This is a genomic window from uncultured Thiohalocapsa sp., assembly GCF_913062725.1.
Lineage (GTDB): Bacteria > Pseudomonadota > Gammaproteobacteria > Chromatiales > Chromatiaceae > Thiohalocapsa.
Window position 1 is genome coordinate 19,024 of record NZ_CAJXWY010000011.1, and the last position, 21,773, is coordinate 40,796.

15 protein-coding genes are annotated in these 21,773 nt (G+C 65.8%); 10 read left to right on the forward strand and 5 right to left on the reverse strand.

Features of this window, described 5'->3' with window-relative positions:
* Positions 1-83 precede the first annotated feature (83 nt).
* Positions 84-1,112, forward strand: coding sequence for an AAA family ATPase (locus tag QZ588_RS04460; protein ID WP_295540329.1), 1,029 nt, complete (start codon positions 84-86; stop codon positions 1,110-1,112).
* Positions 1,109-1,966 carry an SIR2 family protein gene (locus QZ588_RS04465; protein WP_295540330.1) on the forward strand — a complete coding sequence of 286 codons (858 nt, stop codon included), beginning with the start codon at positions 1,109-1,111 and terminating at the stop codon, positions 1,964-1,966. The genes QZ588_RS04460 and QZ588_RS04465 overlap by 4 nt, the downstream gene beginning before the upstream one ends.
* Before the next feature lie 815 nt (positions 1,967-2,781).
* Here the strand turns inward: QZ588_RS04465 and QZ588_RS04470 are convergent.
* Positions 2,782-3,084, reverse strand: coding sequence for a type II toxin-antitoxin system RelE/ParE family toxin (locus QZ588_RS04470; protein ID WP_295540331.1), 303 nt, complete (start codon positions 3,082-3,084; stop codon positions 2,782-2,784).
* A gap of 316 nt (positions 3,085-3,400) precedes the next feature.
* On the opposite strand from QZ588_RS04470, the gene QZ588_RS04475 reads away from it, so the two are divergent.
* Positions 3,401-4,576: an ATP-binding cassette domain-containing protein gene (locus QZ588_RS04475; protein ID WP_295540333.1), complete on the forward strand. Its 1,176-nt coding sequence runs from the start codon at positions 3,401-3,403 to the stop codon at positions 4,574-4,576.
* Between the two features lie 147 nt (positions 4,577-4,723).
* On the opposite strand, the gene QZ588_RS04480 is transcribed toward QZ588_RS04475, so the two are convergent.
* Positions 4,724-5,974 (reverse strand): hypothetical protein, encoded by a 1,251-nt coding sequence (locus tag QZ588_RS04480; protein ID WP_295540334.1) that lies wholly within the window; start codon positions 5,972-5,974, stop codon positions 4,724-4,726.
* 427 nt (positions 5,975-6,401) lie between these two features.
* On the opposite strand from QZ588_RS04480, the gene QZ588_RS04485 reads away from it, so the two are divergent.
* Positions 6,402-6,824 carry a response regulator transcription factor gene (locus tag QZ588_RS04485; RefSeq protein ID WP_295540335.1) on the forward strand — a complete coding sequence of 141 codons (423 nt, stop codon included), beginning with the start codon at positions 6,402-6,404 and terminating at the stop codon, positions 6,822-6,824.
* A 45-nt stretch (positions 6,825-6,869) separates the two neighbouring features.
* On the opposite strand, the gene QZ588_RS04490 is transcribed toward QZ588_RS04485, so the two are convergent.
* Together QZ588_RS04490 and QZ588_RS04495 are read right to left on the reverse strand one after the other, a co-directional pair.
* Entirely contained in the window at positions 6,870-7,355 is a 486-nt protein-coding gene (locus QZ588_RS04490; protein WP_295540337.1) for a response regulator, read from the reverse strand.
* Between the two features lie 342 nt (positions 7,356-7,697).
* On the reverse strand, positions 7,698-8,747 hold the full coding sequence (locus tag QZ588_RS04495) for a class I fructose-bisphosphate aldolase (RefSeq protein WP_295540339.1): 1,050 nt from the start codon (positions 8,745-8,747) through the stop codon (positions 7,698-7,700).
* A gap of 523 nt (positions 8,748-9,270) precedes the next feature.
* Here QZ588_RS04495 and QZ588_RS04500 point away from each other — a divergent pair.
* Positions 9,271-10,884: a PAS domain-containing protein gene (locus tag QZ588_RS04500; protein WP_295540341.1), complete on the forward strand. Its 1,614-nt coding sequence runs from the start codon at positions 9,271-9,273 to the stop codon at positions 10,882-10,884.
* Between the two features lie 58 nt (positions 10,885-10,942).
* Here QZ588_RS04500 and QZ588_RS04505 read toward each other — a convergent pair whose 3' ends face one another.
* Positions 10,943-11,224 carry a hypothetical protein gene (locus QZ588_RS04505; protein WP_295540343.1) on the reverse strand — a complete coding sequence of 94 codons (282 nt, stop codon included), beginning with the start codon at positions 11,222-11,224 and terminating at the stop codon, positions 10,943-10,945.
* Positions 11,225-11,871: 647 nt separating this feature from the next.
* On the opposite strand from QZ588_RS04505, the gene QZ588_RS04510 reads away from it, so the two are divergent.
* The 5 genes from QZ588_RS04510 (at position 11,872) to QZ588_RS04530 (ending at position 21,740) form a co-directional block, all read left to right on the forward strand.
* Positions 11,872-12,327: an EF-hand domain-containing protein gene (locus QZ588_RS04510; RefSeq protein ID WP_295540345.1), complete on the forward strand. Its 456-nt coding sequence runs from the start codon at positions 11,872-11,874 to the stop codon at positions 12,325-12,327.
* 45 nt (positions 12,328-12,372) lie between these two features.
* Positions 12,373-12,498 (forward strand): hypothetical protein, encoded by a 126-nt coding sequence (locus QZ588_RS04515; RefSeq protein WP_295540347.1) that lies wholly within the window; start codon positions 12,373-12,375, stop codon positions 12,496-12,498.
* A 101-nt stretch (positions 12,499-12,599) separates the two neighbouring features.
* Entirely contained in the window at positions 12,600-15,335 is a 2,736-nt protein-coding gene (locus QZ588_RS04520) for a cation-transporting P-type ATPase (protein ID WP_295540349.1), read from the forward strand.
* A gap of 399 nt (positions 15,336-15,734) precedes the next feature.
* Positions 15,735-17,483 (forward strand): ABC transporter ATP-binding protein, encoded by a 1,749-nt coding sequence (locus QZ588_RS04525; protein ID WP_295540350.1) that lies wholly within the window; start codon positions 15,735-15,737, stop codon positions 17,481-17,483.
* A 228-nt stretch (positions 17,484-17,711) separates the two neighbouring features.
* Positions 17,712-21,740 (forward strand): chemotaxis protein CheB, encoded by a 4,029-nt coding sequence (locus QZ588_RS04530; RefSeq protein ID WP_295540351.1) that lies wholly within the window; start codon positions 17,712-17,714, stop codon positions 21,738-21,740.
* The last annotated feature ends 33 nt before the right edge of the window (positions 21,741-21,773 follow it).

Sequence of the window (21,773 nt, forward strand, 5' to 3'; positions counted from 1 at the left end):
TCTAATGGCTTACGAGGGCCACACTCCGATAGGGCTCTTATGCCCTTGGAATACTCAACGCCCTTAATCACGTGATCTCGGCCATGACATCTCTCGTATTCTTCAACAATAAAGGCGGCGTCGGAAAGACCACACTCGCCTGCAATGTTGTTTCGTTTCTCAATACGCAAAAGGGGAAGCGTGCTTTACTTATAGACGCGGACCCGCAATGCAATGCAACCCAGTCTATTTTGAGCGATGAAACTTGCGAAGATATCTACCTGAATGAGAACCCGGAACACGAAACAATCTTTTCGTGTTTATCCCCTCTCAGCGAGGGCGAGCCTACAGCAAATACCGCGATAAACCCAATTTTGGGCTCGGGGAATCGCTTTCTCACCGACATAATACCTGGACATCCAAGAATGAGCATCATCGAAGACAAGCTGAGCGACGCCTGGGCGGGCCTGCGAGCGCGGGACATCGGCGGCTACAGAGTCACTAACTGGTGCAACGAGTTGCTTGGCACGTTAAACAACCGCTATGACTTAATAGTATTTGACGTCGGACCGTCTCTCGGCGCTTTAAACCGATCTGTCATATTATCCTGCGATTTCATTGTAACCCCGTTTGGATGCGACATATTCAGTTTACTTGGAATAAAAAACATATCCGGATGGATACAGCAATGGCAAAAGCAGTACGAAAAATCGATAGAGGATACGAAAGAGGAACAGCCCGAAGTCTTCCACAAGTACAACATAATCGCCGAGACCAACGACAGGTTTCGTTTCGCCGGATACTCGGTGCAGCAATATGTCACAAGATCTTTTAAGACTGGCCGAAGGCCGGTTAAATCGTACGACCGCATTATGAAGCAAATACCAGGCACAGTGAACGAGGCCATGGCTTTCCTGATGCCCAATCAACTGGACAGAACCGACTTGGAACTGGGACACATCCCCAATCTATACAGTCTTATACCAATGGCGCAATCTGCAAAGTCGCCAATACACGAGCTCTCGAGTGCAGATGGGTTGGTGGGCAGCCAGTATACGCAAGTAAAATCTTATGCTACGCTGATCTCTTCGCTTTGCGACAAGTTGCTGACCAATATTCGGGAGTCCCCGTGATCGCTTGGCCAGATGCTTTAGTAAGAGAAGTTGCGAGGAGGCGTTGCGTCCTTTTCTTGGGCGCCGGCGCTTCTGCTTCCGCGGCTGATCCAGAAGGCAGGCGACCGAAAGGCTGGCAAGAGCTACTGCGCGACGCTTGCACTTTGGTGCGGAGCGATGAGGCAAGAGCAGCCATCGAAGAAATGATCGCGGAGAAGCGCTATCTGTTATGTTTACAGGCGATTACACAAGAGACGGATCGATCGGACTATCACGATTTTCTCAATACACACTTCAACAATCCCGGATTTCAACCAGGCGAACTACATCGCATTATCCTGGCCCTCGATTCCAGATTGGTAATAACGACAAATTTTGACAAGATATACGAGCGCCTGTGCCTCTCCTCATCCCAAGAAGGTTACAAGGTAGTCAATTACTATACCGATTCGCTAGGTGATGAATTGCGCGCGGATACGAGACTGATAATTAAAGCCCACGGCACAATTGATGACATCCAGCGAATGGTTTTCACAAAATCCGAATATCATTCGGCAAAGCAAAATTACCCACATTTCTACACGCTCCTCAAATCAATATTCCTAACAAACACCTGCGTGTTTATTGGCTGCAGCCTTGACGACCCGGACGTGCTCCTGGTCCTTGAAGATGTGAGGATCACCGCCACAAGTCAGCGCCCGCATTATGCGCTCGTTCTTGAAGGGGAGCACAGCACATATGCTCTACAAGATTGGACAGACGCATTTAACATCCGGGCGCTCGAGTACGGCCCCGATCATGACGGTCTTCTGACAGCGCTTCAGGACCTGCAAAGTCGCGTTGATGAATATAGAAGTATCAATCCTCAGGGATAAATTCCGTTGCCGGCGGGTATCCCTCGGTGGTTGTCAAGCCAGTTGTGGGTGCCGTAGTAATGTGGCTTCGGTCGGCACGGAGCTGACCGGGCAGCATGAGAAGCTGCCGAAGTGATGGCGGAACCGACCCGCCGGAGTCTGCCTGCAGGGGCCGGCTCCAAACACACCCGAGCAGCCTTGGCTGAAGACCATGGTCGTGGGCGTAGGGGGAGAAGGCGCATCCATGTGGTGCGTCACGTAGGAATCGAGAAGGCGAGTGACCACGAACCCTCGTAGAGGTGTCGAAACTGAGTAGCAGACATCAAAACCAGAGGCCACAACTATCTCTGGGACGAGCCCATCGGGAGCCTGTTGACTGGGTGGGCGGTGTCCGGCATCGAGAGGGCGCGAGTTCGATTCAGGCACTTCGGTGGAACCGCGGGAACTCGGATCGTGATGCCAAGGGAGCCTGCCAAGTGAAGCAAAGCGAGGCACTGAGTATCGACGCACGGTCCGAGGACGGACCGGCCCTTACGAGCGTTAAGGGGCCTGTAATGGGTTCCGAGCAAAGGGGTCGGGTTGTTCCAGTCGCATCGTAGGCCAACTCCTTGCGCAGGATGAGCCCGCGATCACGACATTATCCTCTGTGATCCCACGACGCTGAGCCTGGAGACGGCTTGGCGACAAGCACGGGCATTGAGGGTTGGAACAACAGGAGCCCGGTGAGTCGAGAGGCTCGCGCCGGGTTCTGCGAGCGGTTGAGGGGGCAGTTCCCTCGGCCGACTCAACCGCCGGCACCGTGATTCTCGGGTCTTGGTACGACCGACCTGTGGTTGTTAGCGGCGCTCGCCGATTGATTCGAGCGACCGCCGACCGTACATGACCGCGAGAACGTGGATATCCTCGGCTGCGAGTGCATAGATGAGCCGGTAGCTGTAGACGAAATGCTCGCGGATATTCTCGTCCTGCCGCTCCGGTACCATGCGTCCCATCCGAGGCTGGGTCAGCAGGAGGTCCGAGCACTCGAAGAACGCGCTGACGACCCGGCGTGTCAGCACCAATGAATCGCGAGCGATGTAGGCGGCGATGGCCTCAATGTCATCGAGTGCCTCCGCTGCCCAGATTGCTTCTCCAGCCATCTGCCCAGCCGCTCCTTGGCTTGGACGGTGTCGAGGGACCGCTCGGCAGCGATGGATTCCTGATCCTTGCGAATCTTCTCTTGGACATACAGATGATATTGGATGTCTTCCATGCTGACATCGCCAGGAAGTCTCCTCAAAACTTCCACGACTTGCTCTTTGGCGGTTTGCATCAGGCTACCTCTGATCTCGCTGCCGCTTTAGGATAGGGTTGCGCCGACCGCTCTCGTCGTCAAGCGCAGCCTGCCATGTCGGGCTCCAGGCTACCTTCACCCTTCACCCTTCACCCTTCACCCTTCAAACTTCGGCAGCTCCCATGTCCGACATCATCCTCGACGGCGTCGCCAAACGCTTCCCCGACGGCACCGAGGCGCTGAAGCCGACGCATCTCACCATCGGGGACGGCGAGCTGTTCGTGCTGGTGGGTCCGTCCGGCTGCGGCAAGTCCACGCTGCTCAAGCTGATCGTCGGACTGGAGCGGCCCAGCAGCGGCGAGGTGCGGGTCGGCGGTGAGACGGTCACGGGACGCGATCCGAAGGACCGCAACATGGCCATGGTGTTCCAAAGCTATGCGCTCTATCCGCACATGAGCGTGCGCGACAATCTGGCTTTCCCGCTGAAGCTCGCCAAGGTGGACCGCGCCGAGGCAGACCGCCGGGTGGCGCGTGCAGCGGAGCTGCTCGAGCTGGGCGAACTGCTGCACCGCAAGCCCGCCGCGCTCTCCGGCGGACAGCGCCAGCGCGTGGCCATGGGACGCGCCATCGTGCGGGAGCCGGCGGCCTTCCTGCTCGACGAGCCCCTGTCGAACCTCGATGCCAGGCTGCGCGTGCAAATGCGCAATCAGCTCGCGGCGCTGCAGCGGCGGCTCGGCACCACCACGGTCTATGTCACCCACGATCAGACCGAGGCCATGACCCTCGGCCACCGCATCGCCGTGCTGCGTCGCGGCGAGATCCAGCAGGTGGGCAGCCCCCAGGACCTGTACCGGCACCCGGCGAACGTGTTTGTCGCAGGCTTTATCGGCGCACCGGCCATGAACCTGCTCCCGGCGCGGATCGAGGGCAGTCAACTGGTCCTGCCGATGACCAGCCTGCCCATGCCGCAGCGGCTGCGCGACGCCCTGCCCGCCGGCACCCATGCGGTCATCGCTGGCATCCGCCCGGAGCATTTTCATCTGGTGGACCGCCCGCCGGCGGGCGCCGGCACGGGCGAGTTCCGCGTTCGGCCGGATCTCGTGGAATGGCTGGGCGCCGATGTCTTCGTGCACTTCGAAATTCCGGCGGATACCACGGGGATGCGGGCACTCGGGCACAAACAGACCATGCGCCAGGACGACGATGCCGGCGGCGCGGCACGGCGGCGCGTCACCGCGCGCATGGCGGGCGACACAGCGGTGAGGGAAGACAAGGAGATCACCCTCGCCGTCGACCCCGCGTCGCTGCTGCTGTTCGCTGCCGACAGCGGCCTGCGCCTCGGGCCGGCGAACGGCTGAGCGCAGTCCGGACTGCCCCATCACCCGATCCGACCCGGGGCGACGGCTAGCGCGACGCGGCTGCCGCCTGGACGACGCTTTGGCGAGCGGCCGTTGCCGTGCCGGTGCATGCGCCCGCAGAGGAGACAGTAGCCGGCGGCGACGGCATCATCCCGCGCTGCGGCGCCGCTGCAGAAAGATCGCCAGCAGCGCCGGCTGGGCGGCGCCCAACGCGCGTCGCTGGTCGAGGTCGTCCGGGGCAGTGGCCAGCGCCTTGGCCGCGCCGTAGGCGGCGGCCCGATGCGGGTCCGTCGTCGCGTCGGCGGGCGCATCCGCCGCCAGGCCGGGGTCCACGAGCAGGCACCAGGCGGGAAAGTCCTCGGTGGCGAGCATCGCGGCCGAGGCCGCAGCGGCAGCGGTGGGTGGCTCCAGATCGCAGAAGGCCTGCCAATGCGCGGCGAGCCGGCTGTCCGGACAGTCGCCGGCGGCGAGGATGCGCTCCGCCGTGTGCGGATGGGACCAGCAGGATGCCAGCAGCGCGGCGCGCGCGGCGCGGGCGTCGCCACTGTGCTGACAGGCGCGGACGTAGGGCGCCAGCAGGTCGGGCAGATCCCGCCAGCCGGGCTCCGCCATGATGGCGGCCCGGGCCTCCTGCCAGCGCCCGAGCCGCGCGAGCGCGGAGCTGGCGTGCAGCCGGGGCTCGGCCGGGTCAAAGCGCAGGCCGTCCGCGGCCTGCGCCAGCGCTGCCCAAAGCAGCACAAGGCAGTCCCACGTCTGTGGGCCCAGCAGGGTGCCGGCGACGGGGGTGATCTCATCGATATCCCGCAGCAGTGCCGCCGCCTTGGACCGGCAGGGTGCGGCGCCGGGAGTATGGCCGGCTCGCGCCAGGCAGTCGATCAGACGCCGCCAATCGCTGCCGCGTGCATACGCCGGGTCACGACGCTGGAGCTTGTCCAGGGCCTCCCGGGCGGCGGGCAAGCGCCGCGCCAGTACCGCCTCGCGCAGGGTTTGTTCGAGTAACCCATCGGCGCTGTCGTAGAAGAGATCCAGCTGCCGGCGCGCCGGTGGCGGCGCGTACGCGGTGGCGAGGGCCCGCTGGAGCTCGACGCTCGGGCCTGACTCGAGCGGCGCGGAATCATCGCCCCGGCGATGGTTTTGGGCCGCCGTGGGAACCAGCCCCGCAGCGCGGGCCTGTGCCCCCGCCCGCCGCAGCAGCGCCAATGTATCGGCCAGCGGCAGCTGCAGGGCGTCCTGCAACCATTGCCGGTGCCCCGACCGCCAGGCCTCGTAGTCGGGGTGGGCGAGCACACCCGCCGCCAGCAGCAGTGCCAACGGCTCCACGCGTTGCTGCTCCAGGATCAGTCGCTCGACGAGCGCGATGAGCTTGTCGGGACCGGGTTGGCTCGAGGCTGTTGGCATCGTCGTGTCATAGCTGGGTCGCCCCCGTGTCAGGCGCACCGCGGTGGGCGCGTCGACATCAGACCAACAACAGTGTATCCGGTGGGGTGCACGTGTAGCCAGCACGCGTCGACGCCACACGCCAGAGCGACCGGTATCGCCGGTCTTGTCCGGGCAGCTCGGTGAGGCCGCCGATCCGCGCTCGCGGCACACCAAATCCCCAGCGGCCAAGAGCGGGGTCGGGGGCGGGGTCGGGGTAAACCTGAGGGCTGTGCGAGGAGTGGCGCTTATTCCCGGACAAATCGCACCGTCTTAGAGTTGGGCCGGCACGCGCAGTCTGTAAGCCGCAACCCACGCCGGTTAGACCGCCGCCAATGGCGCGGCATTGCCATTGCCGGGCTGCCCGTCGTCCTCCGCAACTATTGCATCGCAGTCATTCCCCAAGCCTATGAAGATCCTCGTTGCCGAATCCAACCATATCCTTGCCACGGTGCTCGCCGATCATCTCGTGGCTGGCGGCCATCAGGCCATGCCGGCCTATGAGGGACGGCTTGCCACCATTTTCTGCCAAAAACAGGATTTCGATGCCATCGTCATCGAGTTTCTGATGCCCGATATCTATGGCATCGATGTCCTGGAACAGCTCCATGCCCAGGGCCGTATGCCGCGTCCCATCATCATTACGGGCTTTCCGGAGCTGCTCGAGGAGGTGACACCGCGATTGGCTGCGGTCGGCGCCGACACGGTGATCTTCAAGCCCTTCATCTTCGCGGAGGTGGACGCGGCATTGGCGCGCTTTGCGAGCGCGGATGCGGATACGGGCGCAGTGACCAGCCGGCGGCCGCAGTACCAGCGCATCGCCGTCAACTGACCCCGGGCGCCGCCGCGCCGTGTCGTCGGCCCCGGCATTGTCGGATCACCGGCAGCCGAGCATCCTGAGCAGTTCCGCAGACGCCACGGGCTTGACAAGATGGCCATCGAAGCCGGTCTCGGCGGACTGGCCACCGTCGCTGTCCGGATCCCAGCCTGAGAGCGCGATGATGCGCACACGCCCGCCGCCCGGCAGTCCCCGAATCCGCCGGCAGGCGGCACGACCGTCGAGGCCCGGCATGGCGATATCCAGCAGCACGATGTCTGGTCGCTCGCGCTCGGCGGCGGCCACCGCCTGCAGGCCATCATAGGTCTTGATGACGCTGAACCCTGCGAGCTCGAGCAGCATCGCCAGGGCCTCGACCACGGCGTCGTTGTCGTCGGCCACCAGAATGCTGGACTGCCCACTCCGCCCGCCGCCGGCTTGCTCGGATGACGACACCCGTGCCCCGGACGCAGCGACGCATGGGGCGGTGGCGCGTCGCAGCGCCACGGTGCTCGCGCTCGGCGAGCCGATCCGAGGCGTCACCATGGAGTTCGCGTCCAGAGGCACCGCGCCGGCGTGGGCCACGCCTGCAGCCCCGCGCCCGACGCGGTGCAGATCACCGCTCGACGCTGACGGCATCGGTTGTCTGAGCATAGGCATTGCGCTCCGTGGGTCGACATCAGAACAGCCGCTGGACCGGCTCTGATCTTGTGCCCTTGAGTTTGGCTGCAGGCGCACCGTCGCGCACGCCATGGCGGTGCCCGCACGACGCCTCTGTGAGACCGCTCGGCGGACGGCCGTCGCAGCGAGCCCGGCGAAGGCAGCAGGCCGCCCGGCCCGCCGCCGCCCTGGCCGGATGGCGCAGCAGTGGGGCGCCGCGTCGGCGGCTCAGGCGATGCCCACGGCGTTGGAGAGATAGACATCCTGCACCGCGTTCAGCAATGCGATGCCATCTTCCATGGGCTTCTGGAAGGCCTTGCGGCCGGTGATCAATCCCATGCCGCCGGCGCGCTTGTTAATCACCGCGGTGCGGACCACCTGATGCAGATCGTCGCGGCCGGACGGTCCACCCGAGTTGATCATGCCCGCGCGGCCCATGTAGCAATTGGCCACCTGATAGCGTACACGTTCGATGGGATGCTCGCCGGTGAGGACCTCGTACATACGCGGATGGGTTTTGCCGAAGCCGATGGCCTTGAAGCCGCCGTCGGTGGTGGCCTGCTTCTGCTTGACGATATCGGCCTCGATGGTGACCCCGAGGTGGTTGGCCTGCCCCGTCAGGTCCGCCGCCGTGTGGTAATCGGTATCCCCCTGCTTGAAGGCGCCGTTGCGCAGATACGCCCAGAGCACCGTGGCCATGCCCAGCTCGTGGGCGCGCTGGAACGCGGCGCTCACCTCGCCGATCTGACGCCGCGACGCCTCGGAGCCGAAGTACACCGTCGCGCCCACCGCGGCGGCTCCCATGTCGAATGCCTGCTCGACGTCTGCGAACAGCGTCTGGTCATAGCTGTTCGGGTAGGTGAGCAGCTCGTTGTGGTTCAGCTTGACGATGAAGGGAATCTTGTGAGCATAGCGGCGGGCGACGGCGCCCAGCACGCCCAGCGTCGACGCCACACCGTTGCAGCCGCCCTCCAGCGCAAGGCGAATAATGTTTTCGGGGTCGAAGTAGCGCGGGTTGGGCGCAAAGGAGGCGCCGGCGGAGTGCTCGACACCCTGATCCACCGGCAGGATCGACAGGTAGCCGGTGCCGCCGAGGCGGCCGTGGCCGAACAGGGCTTGCAGGTTGCGCAGCACACCCGGCTTGCGGTCGCCCGCGAGCAGGACCCGGTCCACGAAATCCGGCCCGGGCAAGTGCAAGAGATCCTGCCCGATGCCCTGGCAGCGATGGCTCAACAGGGTTTCTGCCTCGTCGCCGAGGATTGCGGGAATGTCGATCATGATCTGCCTCCTCTCCTACGATGTGCGCTGCCACATGGGCTTGCGGTTGGTCAGCGGATACGTGAGTACAGCAACAGCCATGCCGGCGTGGCGTCGAGGCCCGTGTTGCCCGCACCGATGGCAACACGCGGGCGAAACACATTTTGCCCCCCCCCCCCGAATATGGCAACATGCTGTACCTGTAAGCTCTTGCCCAACATGATCCAACCGCGCAAAGGTACTGGCGCGGCGGGGTATGTCCATCGCCGTCCTGTGACGGGTTGACGCGCTCCCGCACGGCCAGCCGGGCGTTGCCCCTGGATCGCTCGCCCTGACCGCCGCAGGCGGGGCCGACTTCAGACAAGGTGCAGGCGGCTGATCTATACTTTGCCTCGTACACGAACAAGGGAATCACCCATTTGCCGTCGCGAGCATAAGGCTTAGATTGGCCGCCAGCATGGCATCTGCGTGCACCGCCCCGTTGGAGCATCCCAGGCTCCCCCGGTCAGGAAACCAACCAACAATGCGAACGAGAAGGCCATCCATGGATAAGACTGAGCTCAAGCAGGCCGCGGCGATGCGTCTCGGTACCCTCGACTATGCCAACGGCATCATCGAGACGGTGCACGATCCAATGCTGGTCCTCGACGACCACCTGCGCGTGCAAAGCGCCAATCATGCGTTCTACCAGACCTTCCGGGTGTCGCCCGAGGCGACGGCCGGACGCTTGCTGTTCGAACTGCACGACGGCCACTGGAACATCCCGCGTCTGCGCACGCTGCTGGAGGACGTACTGCCCCAGCACAACCGCATCGAGGCGCTCGAAGTGGAGCATCACTTCCCGGCAATTGGCCGCAAGGCGATGCTGCTCAATGCCCACAAAATCCAGCAGGAGAACGCCGCGGCGATCGTGCTGGCCATCAAGGACGTGACCGAGCGGGACCGGCTGCCGGGGGTGATGATAACGCCCCAGCAGCCCCACCAGATGCATGCCGTGCTGGACGCAGTGCCCGTCGCAGTGGCGATCATCGCCGCCGCCAGCGGTCGCTTCTCTTTCGTCAACCGACGTGCCGTCGAGCTCTACGGCTGCGACCTCCTGGGCACGGATCTGGATACTCATCTGGCGCGCGTGCAAGCCCTGCGTCCTGACGGCACGCCCTTCCCGAGCGAGGCGCTACCGGTCACGCGCGCGCTGCGCCGGCGTGAGACGGTGCTGGGGGAGGATATGCTCATTCATCATGTCGACGGCAAGCGCGTGCCGGTGGCGGTGAGCTGCGTACCCCTCTGCGACGGGCACGGACACATCGATGCGGCCATCGCCATCTTCGACGATATCTCTGGGCGCAGGCACATGGAGCACTCACTCGTGGCGCTGAACCAAAGCCTGGAGCAGCAGGCGGCCGAGCGCACGACGGAGGCGCAGCGACAGGCCGATCAGCTGCGCGCATTGGCGAGCCAGCTCAGTCAGGCCGAGCAGCATGAGCGCAAGCGGCTTGCGAAGGTCCTGCACGATCACGTCCAGCAGCTGATCGTGGGGGCGCGCATGCAGGTGGGACGGCTCAAGCAGGACAAGCCCTGCGAGGCGCGCGCGCCCATCGCCGAGCACATCGAAGCCATGCTGAGCGAAGCCCTGGAGGCATCGCGCTCCCTTGCCGTCGAGCTGAGTCCACCCGTGTTGGACGACGCCGGCCTCGTCGAAGCACTGCACTGGCTCGCCTCGCGCATGCAGGAGCAACACGCGCTCAAGGTCAGGGTACAGGCGGATGCTGCGGCGGAGCCACTCAGGGCGGATGTGAGGTTCCTGCTGTTCGAGTGTATTCGCGAGTTGTTGCTGAACGTCGTCAAGCATGCCCAGGTCGGCGAGGCCGAGGTCGGCCTGATGCGCAGTGCCGATGCCGAAATCACCGCCGTGGTGCGGGACAAGGGCAAAGGTTTCGATACGGGCGTTCTGAAACAGCGGCGGCTCGACACCATGAGCTTCGGCCTGTTCAGCATGCAGACGCGGCTGGCGCATCTGGGCGGGCGCATCGACATCGACAGCGCCCCCGAGCGCGGAACCCGGGTGACGCTGGTCGTTGCGGTCGCCGTCGAGCCGTCCGCGGACAGCCCACGTCAGCTCGGCGATGCGCAACGCCACCATGGGCGGCCTGACTGCTGAGCTTGCCGGCCACCACGCGATCCGCCGATCGGCGCCGCTGCGCACCGTATGGGCTGCGTCAGCGCCGCAGCAGCGTCAGCAGGTCGTCGAGGCCGCGGGTGTTGATGACGTCGTCCGCCGTGAGCCAGCCGCGGCGGGCCTGGTCGACGCCAAAGCGCATGAAGTCGAGGTTGCCCTGGCTGTGGGCATCGGTGGAGACGGCGATGCGCACGCCGAGCGCCTTGTCGATGTACAGGTCCTGGTGCAGCGCCTTGACGTGCTTCGGACCCAGACCGGAAATCTCCAGCAGATCGGCCAGGCGGGAGAACTGCTCGGCGATTTCGCGGTTGTGAATGGTCATGGCTCGCGGATGGCGGCTGATCGGACCGCTGCGCTTACTGACGCGCGTCAACGCTCGTGGATGCTGCTTGCGGCCGGCATGCCACGCCGCATGCCCGCGCTGCGGCGGCGACCTCGGGCAAATCAAGGCCTGTGGGCACACCGCCTATTTCTGTCCCGAGTATCAGCCGGCGCCCGCGGGGTCGTAGTCGCGCCGCCGCGGCGGCGCGCCGGACCGCTGGAACGGTGCATTACCCCAGGACGGCGGGGCATTTGAGCCAGGCCGACGCCCGCGGCGCATGAGCGGCGCGCACCGCCGCGGATTGCACCGCCCACGCACGGCATGGGTGGCGGCCGGTGAGCCGACGCTCCCGTGCTCCGCGCCGTAGTCCCGCGCAGCTGCCCATCCCCCTTGGCACGTCATCTGCTGCCGCGATGGTGAGCACACCACCCAGCACCCAACAGCTGATCGCAAGTCCGTTATGCCCGATGCTTCCGCCAATGCGGATCAGGCCCTGCTGGTCGTCCGGCTCGCGGGCCTGGACAACGACGACGTCGCCCGTGTCGGCGCCAAGAACGCCTCCCTCGGAGACATGCTCGGGGCTTTGGCCGCCGGGGGGCCTGACCGGTGCCCGGGCAGATTGGCTCATCAATCCACCGGAGGTCTTCATGCACAGATCAACCCACAATCGCTGGTCCACCCTCGCCCTACTCATCGCGGGCGTCGCCTGCGCCCCGGTCGCCGGCGCCCAGCCCGGCGCGGGCGCGGGCGCGGGCGCGGGCTGGGGACCGGGTCCGCATCACCCCGGCTACGGTGCGGTGCCCGGCATGGGTCCGGGCATGGGTCCGGGCATGGGTCCGGGCATGGGGTCCGGCATGATGGGTCCGCGCTGGGGCGCGGGCATGCCGGCGTTCGACACCTTCGACCGTAACAACGACGGGCGCATCAGCAGCGACGAGCTCCAGCAGACCCGCGCCGAGCGGCGAAGCCAGCGCGCCCAGCAGGGCTACCCCATGCGCGGCGCCGCCTATGCGCCGAGCTTCTCTGCAATGGACGCCGACGGCAGCGGCGATCTCTCGCCTGAAGAATTCGTCCGCTTTCACGGTGGCCGCGGGCGGCCCTAGCCGGGGCGGACGCCAATGCCCAGGGCTCACCAGGCGCGGCAGCGCATGACAGGCAATACCATCACCCTCACGGTGGGCGACGGCGATCTGGCGACGGTGCTGGCCTGGCACGACAACGAGATGGGCTATGCGGCGCAGATGCTGCGCGCGGCGGTGACAGTACTGGGCTGAGCGGCGCCACCGGCGCCTGGGATACGCCCGTCGAAACGGGCGCTGCCGGGGCGGCGAAGACTGACGAGAGCCAAACACCAAGCGCGCCGGAGCGCCATCGCATGGACCAGCCAGCATCCGCCAAGCCCTACCAGGCAGCCGCCGACGCCGTGGTCGAGCGCCTCGGCAGCAGCATCGAGCAGGGCCTGGACGACGCCGAGGTGCGGCGCCGGCGCGACGAGCACGGCCCCAACCGCCTGCGCGAGGCGCGCTCGCGGTCTGCCTGGCGCATCCTGGTGGACCAGCTCGCGAGCCTGATCGTGCTGCTGCTGCTGGCCGCGGCGGTGGCGGCGGCGGTCTTCGGCCGCGTGGTCGAGGCCATCGCCATCGGCGCCGCGGTGGCCGTGAACACCGTCATCGGCTTCGTCATGGAGCTGCGGGCCACCCGCGCCATGGAGGCCCTGCAGCGCATGGGCAAGACCCGGGCCCGGGTGCGCCGCGGCGGCCGCGAGCGAACCCTGGCGGCGGATGAGCTGGTGCCCGGCGACATCGTGCTGCTGGAGGCGGGCGATGTGGTGAGCGCGGACCTGCGCCTGCTCGAGGCCAACCGGCTGCAATGCGACGAGGCGGCACTCACCGGCGAGTCCGTGCCCGTCACCAAGGGCATCGCGCCGCTGGAGCGCGATGATCCGCCGCTGGCGGAGCGCCGAAACATGGCCTTCAAGGGCACGGCGGTCACCGACGGCTCCGGCCTGGGTATCGTCGTCGCCACTGGTATGGACACGGAGCTCGGGCGCATCTCCAGCCTGGTGGAAGCGGCGGCGTCGTCGGCCACGCCCCTGGAGCGCCGCCTGGAGCAGCTGGGGCGCCGGCTCATCTGGCTCACCGTCGCCATCGCCGCCGTGGTGGCGGCGGCGGGACTCATCGCGGGCAAGGCGCTGGTGGTCATGCTGGAGACGGCCATCGCACTGGCCATCGCCGCGGTGCCCGAGGGCCTGCCGGTGGTCGCCACCCTGGCGCTGGCCCGCGGCATGCACAAGATGGCCCGGCGCAACGCCGTCGTGAAGCGGCTCTCGGCGGTGGAGACCCTGGGCACCGCGAGCCTGATCTTCACCGACAAGACCGGCACACTCACCGAAAACCACATGACCCTGGCCCGGCTCGCCCTCGCCGACGAGACGCTGACCCTGGACCAGGCGCCGGACGGCGCCCGCTTTCTGCGCGACGACGATACGGCGGTGGCGCTGGAGGAGGCCCCCGCGTTGGCGGCCGCCCTCACCGTGGGCGCCCTTTGCAACAACGCCAGCCTGCAGCACGACGGCAGCGTCGGCGATCCCACCGAGGTTGCGCTGCTGGAGGGCGCCGCCGCGGCCGGTCTGCGGCGGGACGCCCTGCTCGAGCGCCTGCCCGAAGTGCGGGAGCTGAGCTTCGACCCCGATGTGAAGCTGATGGCGACCATCCACACCGATGACGGCGGCTATCGCTATGCCGTCAAGGGCGCGCCGGAGGCGGTGCTCGGGCGCTGCGCCCGGGCGCGCACCGCAGCCGGCGAGGCCGAGCTCACCGACGCCGGCCGCGAGGACTGGCAAGCCCGCGGCGAGGCGCTGGCGGCAAACGGACTGCGCGTGCTCGCCATCGCCGAGAAGCACGCCGACGGCGCCGATGCCGACCCCTACGCGGCGCTGACCCTGCTCGCCCTCGCCGGACTCTACGACCCGCCGCGGCCGGGCATCGACACCACCATCGCCGCCTGCCAGGACGCCGGTATCCGTGTCGTCATGGGCACCGGCGATCATGCCGCCACCGCCCAGGCCATCGCCACGGAGATCGGCCTCACCACGCCGGATGCGCAAGCCGTCGACGCTTCGCAACTGCCCGACCTCGACAGGTTGAACGACCAAGAGCGCGAGCGGCTGCTGGCGAGGGACGTCTTCGCCCGCATTAGCCCGGCGCAGAAGCTGCGCCTGATCGGCCTGTATCAGGACGCCGGCTGGGTGGTCGGCATGACCGGCGACGGCGTCAACGACGCCCCGGCGCTGAAGCAGGCGGACATCGGCATCGCCATGGGCCAGCGCGGTACCGAGGTGGCCCGCGAGGCGGCGGACATCGTGCTCAAGGACGACGCCTTCGAGACCCTGGTCCACGCCATCGAGCATGGCCGGACCATCTTCGCCAATATCCGGCGCTTCATCGTTTATCTGCTCTCGGGCAACCTCGCCGAGATCATGGCCGTGTCAGCGGCGGCCAGCATCGGCGCGCCGCTGCCGCTCCTGCCGCTGCAGATCCTCTACATCAACTTCGTCTCCGACGTCATGCCCGCGTTGGCGCTGGGCCTGAGCCCGAGCCGCGCCGGCGTCATGGACGAATCGCCACGGGCCGGGGGCGAGCCCGTCCTCGAGCGCCGCCACTGGCTGGCCATCACCGGCTACGGCGCCCTCATCGCCGCCACCGTGCTGGCGGCCTTCACCCTGGCCTTCGTCTGGCTCCAGCTCGACACCGGCCAGGCCGTCACCATTGGCTTCCTCACCTTCGGCCTCGGGCGCCTGCTGCATGTGCTCAATATGCGTGGCGCCAACTCGCCGATGCTCGTCAACGAGATCACCCGCAACCCCATGGTCTGGATCGCCATCGCCGTGGGTATCGCCCTGCTGGCACTCGCCGTCTGGGTGCCGGTGGCCGCCGAGATCCTGTCGATCCAGCCGTTGCCGCCCGCCGGCTGGCTGCTGGTGGCGGGGTTTTCTGCGCTCCCGGTGCTGATCGTACAGTTGACGCGACGCGTGCTCCCTCGTCGCCGGGCGGCCCCGACGCGACGCCGCCATGGTCCCCCGCGGTGCGACCTGTCTGACGACCGCCCCTGATTCCAGCGCGCGCCCGGCCTTTTGTCGCGCCCCCGTCGTTTCGGCCCGAATCTGGGCCGCGGCGCATCGATGCCAGGCCTGCGTGCCGCTCACACGCCTGGGCCTCCGCCGCTGGTACCATCCCTGCCCCAAACACCGTGATCCCGCCCGTCATGACACCGATCGTCCGGATCCTCGCCGCCAGCGCGGACAGCGTCCATCCGTAGGTCCGGCCGGTCGGGTCGTCGAAAACCTGCGCCGGGCGAGTCGCCGATCCTGGCCTACCCCATCGCGCCCGCCGCTGCGCGCGCAGCATCATCGAGACGGCGGGACTCCGACGAACGCTTGAATCCAATGAATAATCCGGCTCGCGATCTCCCACACTATTTATACGTATTCCATACGTATCTCGGAATACGGATGTATTTCATCTTCGCGCTCGCCGTGGTCGCCGCACTCGCCGAAGGCGTCGGCATCGTCATGATCCTGCCACTGCTCGCGAGCCTCGGCGGCCCGGATGCGGCCTTCAGCGAAAGCCTGGACCAGAATGGACTGGCGATATGGCTACAAGAGCTGCTCGATGTCGTGGGTATACAGTATTCGACCACTTCAGTGCTGCTCATCATCACCGCGGCCATTCTCATGAAGGGGATGCTCGCATTCGCCGCGCACGGTTTGAGCGCACTCTTCCGTGGGCGATTGCTGCGCGAGCTCAAGGGCAGGCTGTTTCAGCAGTACAGTCGCATGCGCTACAGTTACTATGAGAGCCGCGACAGTGGTCACTTCATCAACATTATCAATAGCCAAACCAGCCAAGCGCTCGACGCATTCCACTCCCTGACCAAGCTCGGCACGCATATCGTCTACACGGTCATTTACCTGGGATTCGCCTTCATGATCGCCTGGCGCTTCGGCCTCATGGCGCTGCTGCTCGGTGTGGTCATGCTGTTTCTCTTCCGCTGGCTCAACGGCTATGTGCGCAGCCTCTCACGCAGTCGGGCGCGGGAGAACAGCCATCTCGCCAATCTCTTGATTCAGGCACTGCACGCGTTCAAATACCTGGTCGCCACGAGTCAGATGACCCCAATCCAGCGCGAGATCGACACCTCGATACGCCGGCTGACGAGCCACGAAATCCGCACCGGTATCGCCGGGGCCCTGACCTACAATGCACGCGAGCCCCTGGGCATGGTGTTCATCGCGCTGATCGTCCTGGTCCAGCTCGTGCTGCTACAACAGCCCATCACACCCATCCTGGTGTCGATCCTGCTGTTCTATCGCGCCTTCAACGCCTTGATGCACGTCCAGGACAATTGGCAGATCGCGCTGAATAATATCGGCAGCGTCGAGCTGTTCCGCGACGAATCGCTCGCATTGGCGCAGCAACAGGAGCCGGACGGCAGCGAAGTCATAGCGCCGCTCAGCCAGGGCATTCGCCTGGAGGCCGTCTGCTTCAGCTATGATCCGCGACGCGGAGACACGATCAGCGACGTCAGCCTCGATATCGCCGTCAGGCAGACGGTGGCATTCGTGGGGCAATCCGGTTCCGGCAAGTCCACTCTGGTGGATCTGATCACGCTCATGCTCAAGCCCCAACGCGGTCGCATCCTGATCGATGACATGCCAAGCGAGCGCATCCAACTGGATAGCTGGCGCCGGCAAATCGGCTACGTTTCGCAAGAGACCGTGATCTTCAACGACACCATCGCCAATAATATCTGCCTCTGGACGGGCAGCGTCGAGACCGATCCTGGCCTGCGCGAGCGTGTGCGCAAGGCCGCGGAGCAGGCCCATATCGCCGACGTGATCGAGAGCCTCCCGGAGGGTTATCAGACATTAGTGGGAGACCGGGGCATGCGACTGTCGGGAGGCCAGCGCCAACGGCTATTCATCGCACGCGAGCTGTTTCGCAAGCCGGCGCTGTTGATCTTGGATGAAGCCACCAGTGCGCTGGACTCGGAATCGGAATATGCCATCCAACAGAGCATCGACGCCCTCAGGGGGCAGATCACCGTGATCATTATCGCGCATCGAATGTCCACGATACGTAATGTCGATGAGATTTATGTCTTCGACCATGGTCGACTGATCGAGACCGGAACCTACCAGACACTGCGCGACCGAGAGGACTCCCGTTTCCGCAGGCTCATCGCGATGCAGGCGCTATGAGACTCGGCGGTTTTCCGGCCATCAAATGCCCGTCTCTGATACACGAAAAACCACTGTCTTGACTGTGCTCGGTGCAGAAATGCCTCCCGAAAACGCTTCGCATATGACCGGTATTTGGTAATCTATGGCCGTTGGCTCCCCGCGGCCTGATGCGCTTCCGGCGATGGGACCACGGCGCTTTCACCGAGCGGTCACGAATCCCGAACGCCATTCGCCCAGCAGACGCCGATGCCAACGACAGCAATCGAGTCTCCGCAACACACAACCCCCATCGTCGGTATCGGTGCCTCCGCTGGAGGGCTCGAGCCGCTCTGCGGACTCCTCTCGGCGTTGCCGGCGCTGCCGGGCGCCACTTTCATCGTCGTGATGCACCTCTCGCCCGATTACCACAGCGGGCTGGCGGCGATCCTCGGTCGACGAACGCGGATGCCGGTCACCGAGGTCCGCGGGCGCGTGGCGCTGCAGCCGGACCATGTCTACGTGAGCCCGCCGGACCGCCGGCTCGAGGTCACGGACACGATGGTCAGCGCGGTGCCCTTCGCGCGGGCGGCTGAGCGACGTACCGCGGTGGACTTGCTGTTCCATTCCCTGGCCGCTCACCACGGCAACAGCTTCGCGGTGATTCTCTCCGGCGTCGGCGCAGACGGTGCCGTCGGCACCAAGGCCGTCAAGGAGGCGGGCGGCGTGATCCTGGTGCAGGATCCCGGCGAGGCCGAGTTCGATGGCATGCCGCGTGCCGCCATCGCCACCGCCGCCGCCGACCTGGTGTTACCGGTGGATGCACTTGCAGAACGGCTCGCGCTGCTACTTCGGGATCGGGACAGCCTCCGGCACCGGCCCGCCGCGCCGGAGGCACTGGCGGCGAACGAGCGGGCCGTGCTCGGACACATCATCGGCTATCTGAACGCCCGCACCGGCCATGACTTCTCCCACTACAAGCACGCCACGGTGCTGCGCCGCGTGCATCGTCGCATGCAGGTTCACGGCCTGCACTCGCTGCAGCAGTATCTCGACTTTCTGCGGGATACCGCCGAAGAGGCGCAGGGCCTGTTTCGGGATATGCTGATCTCGGTGACCGGCTTCTTCCGCGATGCACCGGCCTGGGAGGCGCTGCGCCGGCAGGTGATCCCGAAGCTCTTCGACAACGGCTCGGCGGACGCGCCGCTGCGGATCTGGGTGCCGGGCTGCGCTTCCGGCGAGGAGGCCTACAGCCTGGCGATACTGCTGCTGGAAGCCGCGGCGCAACGCCAGGAGCCGAGGCGCATTCAGCTGTTCGCCAGCGATCTCGACGATCACGCCCTGGCCATCGCCCGCGAAGGTCGCTACGGGCCCGCCATCGAGGCGGATGTCGGCGCCGAGCGGCTGAGTCGCTTCTTCGTGCGCGAGGACGCGCACTATCAAATCAATCGCGAGCTGCGCGACACGGTGCTGTTTGCACACCACAGCCTGCTGCGCGATCCGCCCTTCGCGCGCCAGGATCTGATCTCCTGCCGTAACCTGCTGATCTATCTGGATCGGGAGCTGCAGGAACAAATCTTCGGCATCCTGCGCTATGCGTTGCGCCCCGGCGGTTATTTGTTTCTCGGCATCTCCGAGCATGCCGGGCGGGACTACTTCAACGTCCTCGACAAGGAGCACTGCATCTATGTGGCGCGGGAGCTCACCGGCCACGCCCTGCCACTGCTGCCCAACATGCTGGCCGCCCAGCCGTTGCCCGCGCGCACCGGACCCGAGCCGCAGACCAGAGCGCAGGCCCGCGCGGGCCTGCCAGCCACGCACCAGACCATGCTCGAAGCACTCGCACCGCCCAGCATCCTCGTGGACGACCAACGTCGGGCCATCCATCTCTCCGAGACCGCCGGCCGCTACCTGGAACTGCCGCCGGGGCCGGTGGTGCAGGACATCACGCGCATCGTGCGCCGGGAGCTACAGGCCGAGCTGAGCGCCGCCCTGTATGCGGCCTTCGAGAAGCACGAGCACACCCTGTCCGCCTTCGTGCCCGTGCAGTTCAACGGCACGCCGCATGCGGTGGCCATGCTGGTGCAGCCGCGGCCCGTGCACGACGATGCGGAGCGCCTGGCCTTGGTGCTGTTCCTGGATGCCGGCGCGGCACGTCCCGCCGCCGCGCTGACCGACGAAACCGAAGTCTCACCGGCGGTGGTCCAGCGGCTGAAGGAAGAGCTCAGCGAGACGCACTTGCGGTTGCATACAGCCCGCGACGAGTTCGAAGCCACCAACGAAGAACTGCGTGCAGCCAACGAAGAGCTGCAATCCCTGAACGAAGAGTACCGCTCCACGGCCGAGGAACTGGAAACGAGCAAGGAAGAGCTGCACAGCATCAACGAGGAACTGCAGACCCTCAATACCGAGCTCAAGAACAAGCTGGAGGAGGTTTCGCGCGCCCGCAACGATCTCGAGAACCTGATCATGGCGACCGAGATACCCACCCTGTTCCTCGACCGCGAACTGCGCATCAAGCGCTTCACCCCCCAGTTGGCGGAGCTCTTCAGCATCAAGGCCAGCGACGAGAACCGACCCATCCGAGACCTGCATCGGCGTGTCCGCTACGGCACGCTGGAGCAGGATGCGACGCGGGTGCTGCACGACCTGGCCCCCGTGGAGCGCGAGGTCACCACCGATCAGGGCCGCTGGTATTTGGCGCGTCTGCGACCCTATCGGACTGCTGATCACCATATCGACGGCGTCGTCGTCACCTTCGTCGACTTCACCGCACGCAAGGATACCGAGGACGCCCTGCGCCGCAGCCAGGAGCACTTGCGCGCCGTCCTGGAGCGGATGCCCTCCGCGGTTGTGATGGTCGATGCCAAGACTACGCACATCCGCTACATCAACAGCCGCGCGAACAAGCTCTACGGACGGGACTACACCGGCGTGGACTTCGCCGCCCATATCGAAGGGGTGCGGGCGCTGCGCCCCGACGGCAGCCCCTTCCCCTTCGAGGCGTTGCCGGTGACACGCTCCCTGCGCACCGGGGAGAGCGTATACGACGAGGAGATGCTGCTGCGGCATCAGGACGGCAGCACATTCTGGGTGTCCGTCAATACCGCGCCGCTGCGTGATGCGCAGGGGCAAATCGACGCCATTATCTGCACCTTCGAGGATATCTCGGCGCGCCGCGAGGCCGAGGAGGCCCTGCGCGAGGCCAATCGTCAGAAGAACCGCTTCCTCGCGGTGCTCGGCCATGAGCTGCGCAACCCCCTCGCCGCCATCAGCACCACAGTCGAGGCACTGCGGTTGGAGAAACCCCTGGCGGAGCCCGTTGCGCAGTCCATCGGGATGATTGGGCGACAGGTGCAGCATCTGATGCGGCTGGTGGACGATCTGCTGAACCTGAGCCGGATCAGCCGTGGCAAGGTGGAGTTGCGCCGGCGCCCGATGGACCTCACCGAGAGCATCCGCGACGCCGTCGCCCAGGCGCAATCGGCCATCCAGGCGGGCTTCCAGCATCTGGCACTCGAGCTGCCCGACACGCCGTTGATGGTCGAGGGCGACCGCGAGCGCCTGACCCAGATCCTCTCCAATCTGTTGATGAATGCCGCACACTACACCGACCACGGCGGCACCATCACCCTGTCGGCGGCGACGGTCGGGGATCGCGTGCGCGTGCGCGTGCGCGATACCGGCATCGGCATCGCGGCAGAAGACCTGCCGCGGGTATTCGAACCCTTCACCCGCCTGGCGGAAGCACAGGCATGTCACCACGGTGGTCTCGGACTCGGCCTGGCGCTATCGCGGCAGCTGGCGGAACTGCACGGCGGCACACTGGTGGCACACAGCGAGGGGCAAGGCCGCGGCAGTGAGCTGACCCTCAGCCTGCCGCCGCTCGCCGGTGACGGCACCGGCGCCGTCGATCCCAAGCCGCAGCGGGTGGCGCAGCCACGGCGACGGCGGGTGCTGGTGGTGGATGACCAGCCCGCCGTCGGTCAAGCCCTGGTCAGGTTGCTGAAGCTCTTGGGCCAAGACGTGCAGCTCGTCACCCGCGGCGGCGAAGTGCCGGCGGCGGTGGCGGCGTTCAAGCCGGCGCTGGTGATTCTCGATATCGGACTCCCGGATATCGACGGCGACGAGGTCGCCCGACGGCTACGCGATGCCTACGGCCCGGATGCCTTCCGGCTCGTGGCCCTGACGGGCTACGGCCAGGGGGCGGAGGCATCGGCCGCACCCACGCCCTTCGATCGCTACCTGCTGAAGCCCGCCGGCGTGGAGCAGATCAGGGCACTGCTGCGCGATTTCTAAATGACTCTCCGGGCTGGCTCTGGGCTCGGATGC

Coding starts and splice junctions, on each gene's coding strand:
- QZ588_RS04460 (WP_295540329.1), top strand. CDS start 84: ATGACATCTCTCGTATTCTTCAACAATAAAGGCGGCGTCGGAAAGACC.
- QZ588_RS04530 (WP_295540351.1), top strand. CDS start 17,712: ATGCCAACGACAGCAATCGAGTCTCCGCAACACACAACCCCCATCGTC.
- QZ588_RS04505 (WP_295540343.1), bottom strand. CDS start 11,224: ATGACCATTCACAACCGCGAAATCGCCGAGCAGTTCTCCCGCCTGGCC.
- QZ588_RS04515 (WP_295540347.1), top strand. CDS start 12,373: ATGACAGGCAATACCATCACCCTCACGGTGGGCGACGGCGATCTGGCG.
- QZ588_RS04520 (WP_295540349.1), top strand. CDS start 12,600: ATGGACCAGCCAGCATCCGCCAAGCCCTACCAGGCAGCCGCCGACGCC.
- QZ588_RS04500 (WP_295540341.1), top strand. CDS start 9,271: ATGGATAAGACTGAGCTCAAGCAGGCCGCGGCGATGCGTCTCGGTACC.
- QZ588_RS04525 (WP_295540350.1), top strand. CDS start 15,735: ATGTATTTCATCTTCGCGCTCGCCGTGGTCGCCGCACTCGCCGAAGGC.
- QZ588_RS04480 (WP_295540334.1), bottom strand. CDS start 5,974: ATGCCAACAGCCTCGAGCCAACCCGGTCCCGACAAGCTCATCGCGCTC.
- QZ588_RS04510 (WP_295540345.1), top strand. CDS start 11,872: ATGCACAGATCAACCCACAATCGCTGGTCCACCCTCGCCCTACTCATC.
- QZ588_RS04475 (WP_295540333.1), top strand. CDS start 3,401: ATGTCCGACATCATCCTCGACGGCGTCGCCAAACGCTTCCCCGACGGC.
- QZ588_RS04485 (WP_295540335.1), top strand. CDS start 6,402: ATGAAGATCCTCGTTGCCGAATCCAACCATATCCTTGCCACGGTGCTC.
- QZ588_RS04470 (WP_295540331.1), bottom strand. CDS start 3,084: ATGGCTGGAGAAGCAATCTGGGCAGCGGAGGCACTCGATGACATTGAG.
- QZ588_RS04490 (WP_295540337.1), bottom strand. CDS start 7,355: ATGGTGACGCCTCGGATCGGCTCGCCGAGCGCGAGCACCGTGGCGCTG.
- QZ588_RS04495 (WP_295540339.1), bottom strand. CDS start 8,747: ATGATCGACATTCCCGCAATCCTCGGCGACGAGGCAGAAACCCTGTTG.